This window comes from Mesorhizobium sp. M4B.F.Ca.ET.017.02.2.1 (genome assembly GCF_003998955.1).
In the GTDB taxonomy this organism is placed as follows: domain Bacteria; phylum Pseudomonadota; class Alphaproteobacteria; order Rhizobiales; family Rhizobiaceae; genus Mesorhizobium; species Mesorhizobium abyssinicae.
In genome coordinates, this window is the sequence record NZ_RZOF01000325.1 from 1 (window position 1) to 7,089 (window position 7,089).

4 protein-coding genes and 1 pseudogene are annotated in these 7,089 nt (G+C 64.3%); 2 read left to right on the forward strand and 3 right to left on the reverse strand.

Annotation, left to right across the window (positions count from 1 at the left end):
• A partial coding sequence (gene parC / locus EN738_RS27750; RefSeq protein ID WP_127286457.1) for a DNA topoisomerase IV subunit A occupies positions 1 to 2,008 on the reverse strand: 2,008 nt, incomplete at its 3' end.
• Between the two features lie 392 nt (positions 2,009 to 2,400).
• Between parC and EN738_RS27755 the strand changes: the two genes are divergently transcribed.
• Complete coding sequence (locus EN738_RS27755; RefSeq protein ID WP_127286458.1) at positions 2,401 to 3,591, forward strand: hypothetical protein; 1,191 nt, start codon at positions 2,401 to 2,403, stop codon at positions 3,589 to 3,591.
• A 232-nt stretch (positions 3,592 to 3,823) separates the two neighbouring features.
• Here the strand turns inward: EN738_RS27755 and aspS are convergent, their stop codons facing one another.
• Positions 3,824 to 5,611 carry an aspartate--tRNA ligase gene (gene aspS / locus EN738_RS27760; protein WP_189606004.1) on the reverse strand — a complete coding sequence of 596 codons (1,788 nt, stop codon included), beginning with the start codon at positions 5,609 to 5,611 and terminating at the stop codon, positions 3,824 to 3,826.
• A 124-nt stretch (positions 5,612 to 5,735) separates the two neighbouring features.
• Positions 5,736 to 6,494, reverse strand: a complete 759-nt coding sequence (locus EN738_RS27765; RefSeq protein ID WP_127286460.1) for a DeoR/GlpR family DNA-binding transcription regulator — start codon at positions 6,492 to 6,494, stop codon at positions 5,736 to 5,738.
• 118 nt (positions 6,495 to 6,612) lie between these two features.
• On the opposite strand from EN738_RS27765, the pseudogene EN738_RS27770 reads away from it, so the two are divergent.
• A pseudogene (locus tag EN738_RS27770) lies at positions 6,613 to 7,089 on the forward strand (MFS transporter); the annotation flags it as partial.

The following is a 7,089-nucleotide window of genomic DNA, read 5'->3' on the forward strand; positions in this document are numbered from 1 at the left end:
GCATCTTGCGGTTCTCGCCGACGATGGCGAGGTGGTCGCCCGAGAGCGGAATGCAGCGCTTGGCCTCGTCCGGCGCCTTGACGTTCATCACCTGCTTGCCCTTGCGGGTGTTGGCGACGACCTCTTCCTCCGGAACGATGAAGCCGTTGGCGTCGTAGGAGACGAGAAGCAGCTTGCGCTTCGGATCGTGGACGAAGGCGGTGACGATGTCCTGGTCGTTCTCCATGTCGACGATGATGCGGATCGGCTCGCCATGGCCGCGCCCGCCCGGCAGCCGGTCGGCCCCGATCGTGTAGAACTTGCCGCCCGTCGTGAAGACCAGGATCTTGTCGGTGGTCTGGGCGTGGAAGGCTAGCTTGAGGCTGTCGCCTTCCTTGAAGGTGAACTGCGAATGGTCGGTCAGATGACCCTTCATCGCCCGCAGCCAGCCCTTCTCGGAGACGACGACGGTGACCGGCTCGCGCTCGATCATGGCGTGCGCGATGTCGGTCAGGTCATGCTCGGGCGCGTCGGCGAACTGGGTGCGGCGCTTGCCGAGCTCGGTCTCTGGCCCGAACTTGTCGCGGATGCTGGTGACCTCCCACTTGATCGTCGCCCACTGCTTGGCGTTGGACGCCAGCAACGCCTCGATCTGCTTCTTCTCGGCGGTGAGCCCGTCGAACTCCTTGCGGATCTCGATCTCTTCCAGCTTGCGCAAGGCGCGCAGGCGCATGTTGAGGATGGCTTCGGCCTGGGTGTCGGTGAGCGACCAGCGGGCCATCATCACCTGCTTGGGCTCATCCTCCTCGCGGATGATCCTGATCACCTCGTCGATGTTGAGGTAGGCGATCAGGTAGCCGGCGAGAATCTCGAGGCGCTTTTCGATCTCGCCGAGGCGGTGCTTCGAACGGCGGATGAGCACGTCGCGGCGATGCTCCAGCCACTCCTTGAGCACGCCCTTCAGCGACAGCACGTTCGGCACCTTGCCGCGCGACAGCACGTTCATGTTGAGCGGGAAGCGGCTTTCGAGCTCGGTCAGCTTGAACAGCGATTCCATCAGGATGCCGGGATCGACGGTGCGGCTCTTCGGCACCAGCACGATGCGGATATCCTCGGCACTCTCGTCGCGGATGTCTTCGAGCAGCGGCAGTTTGCGCGCCATCAGGAGCTCGGCGATCTTCTCGATCAGCCGCGCCTTCTGGACGCCGTAGGGGATCTCGGTGACGACGATGCTCCAGGTGCCCCTGCCCTGGTCCTCCTGGCCCCATTTCGCCCTGACGCGGAAGCCGCCGCGGCCGGTCTCATAGGCTTCGAGGATCGAGGCGCGGCTGTCGACGATGATGCCGCCGGTCGGGAAATCCGGACCCTGGACGAAGTCCATCAGCGCCGTCACCGGCGCGTCGGGATTCTCGATCAGATGAAGCGCTGCGTCGCAAAGTTCGGCCGCGTTGTGCGGCGGAATCGAAGTCGCCATGCCGACGGCAATGCCGGACGAGCCATTGGCGAGCAGGTTGGGGAAGGCGCCGGGCAGCACGACCGGCTCCTCGTCCTCCTCATTGTAGGTCGGCCTATAGTCGACGGCATCCTCGGTGATGCCGGCAAGCAGTTCCGTCGCCACGTCGGTCATGCGCGCTTCGGTGTAGCGCATGGCGGCGGCGTTATCGCCGTCGATGTTGCCGAAATTGCCCTGCCCGTCGACCAGCGGGTAGCGCATCGAGAAATCCTGCGCCAGGCGGACCAGCGCGTCGTAGATCGACTGGTCGCCATGCGGATGGAACTTGCCCATCACCTCGCCGACGATGCGCGCGCATTTGGCGAAGCCCTGGTCGGGGTTGAGCCGGAGCAGCCGCATGGCATGCATGATGCGGCGATGCACGGGCTTCAGCCCGTCGCGCACATCCGGCAATGCCCGGTGCATGATGGTCGACAGCGCATAGGCGAGATAGCGCTCCTCGAGCGCCTTCTTCAGATCGACCGGTTCGATATGGTCACCGCCGCCATCTTCAGGCGGCAAAAGCCTTTTTCCCATGGGTTTGCACTAGCCGAGCGGGTGATTCGCGGCAAGCGCCGGCTGGCCCAATCCGCGCTTCTCAACCCCATGGGTGTGACGGATTTCACGGAATTGGCGAAGCGGGCAGGCCAATTTGCGGCCCGACTGCAACACCTGTCACCCGCGTGACGGCGCCAGCCAACATCAACCTGTTACATGCCCTGTCTATGGCAGGGCGATGCCGCATGGGAACCCGATCTTCATGACAAATTCACCGCTTCAAGCGAAGAGGTCGGCGCGCTGTTTGCCTTTCACCGTGATTTTCGACCATTGTGCCGGGAGACGCCTTTTTCCCGTCCAGTTCGTCGCGGAATGGTGATGGCGCATAGGATCAAAAAGCAATTTCAGGACAACTCTCAGGGGACTTCGCGATGACAATCCAACGCTCAACTCTTAAGAAACTGGCTTTCTCGACCTTCCTGCTGACGCTGCCGCTCAATGCCGCCTTCGCGCAGGACACCGCCGTCGCCGATCGCCTCAAGGCGGCGCTTGCCGCCCAGGGCGTCGACATCTCCTGGACCGGGGTGAGCGGCGATGAGTCCAACATGGTGCTGCAGGGCGTGGCCGTGAAGCCGGCGGGCGAAAAGGAGCCGCTGACCATCGGCGACGTCAAGCTCGAAGGCGTCAGCGAAGCCGATGGCGGCTACGACATCGAGACCGTCTCGACCGCGGCCCTCGAGCACAGCAAGGACGGCGTCACGCTGTCGCTCAGCCCGTTCATCATCCATGACATGACGGTTCCGGCCGAGGGCGCCACCGGCCCGCTCGGCTCGCTGATGATGTACAAGTCGGCCGAGCTCTCCAACATGACGGTCAAGGTCGCCGACAAGACCGCCTTCTCGATGGACGGCCTGGCGATCGAGATCACCCCGCCGGAGGACGGCAAGGCGATGGAATTTTCCGGCACGACGGAAAAGTTCAATGCCGACCTGACCCTGGTCGACGACCCCAAGTCCAAGGAAGCCATCGAAGCGCTCGGCTACCAGAACATTTCGGGCAATATCGATATCGCCGGCACCTGGCAGCCGGCGGACGGCAAGATGGAACTGTCGAAATACGACATCGCTGTCGACAATGCCGGCAAGCTCGGCATGACCTTCGGCCTCGGCGGCTATACGCTCGACTTCATCAAGTCGCTGCAGGAGATGCAGAAGAAAATGGCCGCGCAGCCCGAGGGCGCCGACAATTCGGCGCAAGGCATGGCCATGCTCGGCCTGCTGCAGCAGCTTTCGTTCAACAGCGCCTCGATCCGCTTCGACGACGATTCGTTGACCAACAAGGTGCTGGAATATGTCGGCAAGCAGCAGGGCATGTCGGGCAAGGACATCGCTAACCAGGCCAAGGCGATCGTGCCATTCGGCATGGCGCAGCTCAACAATCCGGAGCTGACGGCCGAGGTGACGACGGCGGTCGGCAAATATCTCGACGACCCGAAGAGCCTGGAGATTTCGGCCGAGCCGCCGGCCGCTGTGCCGTTCGCGCTGATCATGGCTGGTGCGATGTCGAACCCGCTCGACCTGCCGAAGACGCTCGGCGTCAAGGTCAAGGCCAACGAGGACTGATCGGACTAGCTGCCTTCTCCCCGCTCTACGGGGAGAAGGTACCGGCAGGCGGATGAGGGGCAGCGCCGACGCCTGCAAATATGAAATTCAATTTCTGACCCGATTGCCCGTCAGAAGGCTTCAGCTGCTACGACCGCTCGCAAATCGCCGACGTCCGCGCTGCCCCTCATTGTCCTGCCGGACATTTCTCCCCGTATAGAGACGGGGAGAAAGAGCAGTTGCAACGCTGCCGTCAGTCCTTCTTGGCCACTGCCACGCGCAGCGACAGTTCGCGCAGCTGCTGCGGCGTTGCTTCGGAGGGCGCGTTCATCAGCAAGTCGTAGGCCTGCTGGTTCATCGGGAACATGGTGACCTCACGCAGGTTCTTGGCGCCGACCAGCAGCATGACGATGCGGTCGATGCCGGCCGCCATGCCGCCATGCGGCGGCGCGCCATACTGGAAGGCGCGGTAGAGGCCGCCGAAGCGCTCCTCGACGGTGGCGCGGTCGAGCCCGACCGTTTCGAACGCCTTGACCATGGTCTCCGGCAGGTGATTGCGGATGCCGCCGGAGGCGATCTCGAAGCCGTTGCAGACCATGTCGTACTGGAACGCCTTGATGCCGAGCAGATCCTCGCCGCCCAGCGCCTCGATACCGCCCTGCGGCATGGAAAACGGGTTGTGGGCGAAGTCGATCTTCTTCTCCTCCTCGTTCCACTCGAAGAACGGGAAGTCGACGATCCAGCAGAGCTCGAAACGATCGCGGTCGACGAGGTTCAGCTCCTCGCCGGCGCGGGTGCGTGCGGCACCGGCGAAAGAGACGAACTTCTTCGGGTCGCCGGCGACGAAGAAGGCGACGTCGCCATCGGCGAGGCCAAGCTGCTGGCGCACCGCTTCGGTGCGCTCCTCGCCAATGTTCTTGGCGATCGGACCGGCGCCTTCGAGCTTGTCGCCCTCCTTGCGCCAGAAGATGTAGCCGAGGCCCGGCTGGCCCTCGCCCTGCGCCCAGGAATTCATGCGGTCGCAGAAGGCGCGGCTGCCGCCGGTCTTGGCGGGAATGGCCCAGACTTCGGCCTTCGGATCGTTGGCCAGGATGTTGGCGAACACCTTGAAGCCGGAGTCGCGGAAATGGTCCGACACCGCCTGCATCTCGATCGGGTTGCGCAGGTCCGGCTTGTCCGAGCCGTAGGTGCGCATCGCCTCGTCATAGGGGATGCGGCGGAATTTCTGCGTCACCGGCTTGCCGGCGGCGAAAGTCTCGAACACATCACGAAGCACCGGCTCCATCGTCGACAGCACGTCGTCCTGCTCGACGAAGCTCATTTCGAGGTCGAGCTGGTAGAATTCGCCGGGCAGACGGTCGGCGCGCGGGTCCTCGTCACGGAAGCAGGGCGCGATCTGGAAATAGCGGTCGAAGCCGGAGACCATGATCAGCTGCTTGTACTGCTGCGGCGCCTGCGGCAGCGCGTAGAAGCTGCCGGGATGGATGCGCGACGGCACCAGGAAGTCGCGCGCGCCCTCGGGCGAGGACGCGGTCAGGATCGGCGTCGAGAATTCGGTGAAGCCGACCTCGCCCATGCGCTTGCGCATCTCGGCGATGATCTTCGTGCGCGCCACGATGTTCCTGTGCAGCGTCTCGCGACGCAGGTCGAGGAAGCGGTATTTCAGCCGGATGTCCTCGGGATAGTCAGGCTCGCCGAACACCGGCAGCGGCAGTTCCTTGGCCGCCGACAGCACCTCGATCTCGCGCGCGAAAATCTCGATCTCGCCGGTCGGCAGATTGGCGTTCGCGGTCTCCGGCAGGCGAGCCTTGACCTCGCCATCGACGCGGATCACCCACTCGCCACGCACCGTCTCGGCGATCTTGAAGGCCGGCGAATCCGGATCGGCGACGATCTGGGTGAGGCCGTAATGGTCGCGCAGGTCGATGAACAGCAGGCCGCCATGGTCGCGCACGCGATGCACCCAGCCCGACAGGCGGACGGAGGCGCCGACGTCGCTCTTTCTCAATTGGGCACAGGTATGGCTGCGGTAACGATGCATTGTCATGGTGAAGTCCGGATGCTGATTGCGGACCGACGGCCCGGCTCGAAAATTGGCGCGAAAAGCGCATGGGAGGCCGGTTTTGTCAAGGCAAGCGGTCATACAGGCGCGCCGCCTTGGCTTGTCACGCAAAGTGGATTTCGGCGCCCTGGCGTTCGAAATCCGCGAGGATCGCGGCTGGCGCCGACTTTTCCACCACAAGGTGGCGGATCGCTTCGGCCCTGGCGACGCGGTAGGGCGCGGCGGTGGCCAGCTTGTCGTTGGTGACGGCGACGACGATGCCGGCGCTGTTCCTGGCCATGGCCCGCTTCACCTCGGCCTCGGCCGAATCGAAAGCCGTCACGCCACGCGCGGCGTCGAGACCGCAGGAGCCCAGGAAACACAGATCGGCGCCAAGCTGCGCGATGGCGGCCAGCGTGTCGGCGCCGACGCAGGTTCCGAGCTCGCGGACGAACCTGCCGCCGAGCACGATCAACTCGACCTGCGGATGATCGGACAGCGCAGAGGCAACGCCGAGCGAATTGGTGGCGACGGTCAGGTCGAGCTCGCGCGGAATGGCCCTGGCGATCGCCGCATTGGTGGTGCCGCCGTCAATGAACAGGCTCTGCCCGGCGGAAAGCAGCCTCACCGCCGCGCTCGCCAGGCGCATCTTCTCCTCGACCGCATGGCCGCTGCGCTGGCTGACTGTTGCCGCGGCCAAAGGTGCCGATGCGACGGCGCCGCCATAGACGCGGCGGCACTCGCCGGCTTTCGCCAGCTCCCTGAGGTCGCGCCGGACCGTGTCCTCGGAAACGCCGAAGTGGCTCGCCAGTTCTCCGGCCAGCACTCTCCCCTCGACCGCGAGACGGTCGCGGATGATCTGGTGCCGTTGATCGGTCAGCATTGCATGATCCTGTTTTTCGTCGTGCACGTTCTTGCATGTTTTGCACGTTTGTGCAAGGAGTAAGCGATGTCGGACCCGGCAAACTTAGCCGTCTGCTCCCTTCAAGGAAAACACCGCGATGCGTTTTGGCCTCAACCTTGCCCCTCAACACCGCGTCTATGCCGGGTTCGCGATCTATTCCTTCGCCATGGGCAACATCTTTCCGCGGCTTCCCGACATCAAACGCGCCATGGACATCGAGGACGGCACGCTCGGGCTGAGCCTGATCGGCACGCCGATCGGCACCTTGATCGCGCTGACGCTGGCGGCGCCATTGCTGGAGCGAGTCGGCTTCCGCCGTGCGCTGCTCGGCCTGGTGCCGCTCATTGCGACCGCCTACGCGCTCGCTGTACACGCGCCGGGGCCGCTTGCGCTGTTCCTGATGCTGCTTCCGGTCGGCTTGATGATCGGCAGCGTCGAGATCGTCCTCAATGTCGAGGCAGACAGGACCGAGTTCCTGCTCGGACGCCGGATCATGAACCGGGCGCACTCGTTCTGGAGCATCGGCTTCTTCGGCGCCGGGCTGTTCGGCGGAGCGCTGGCGCATCTCGGACTG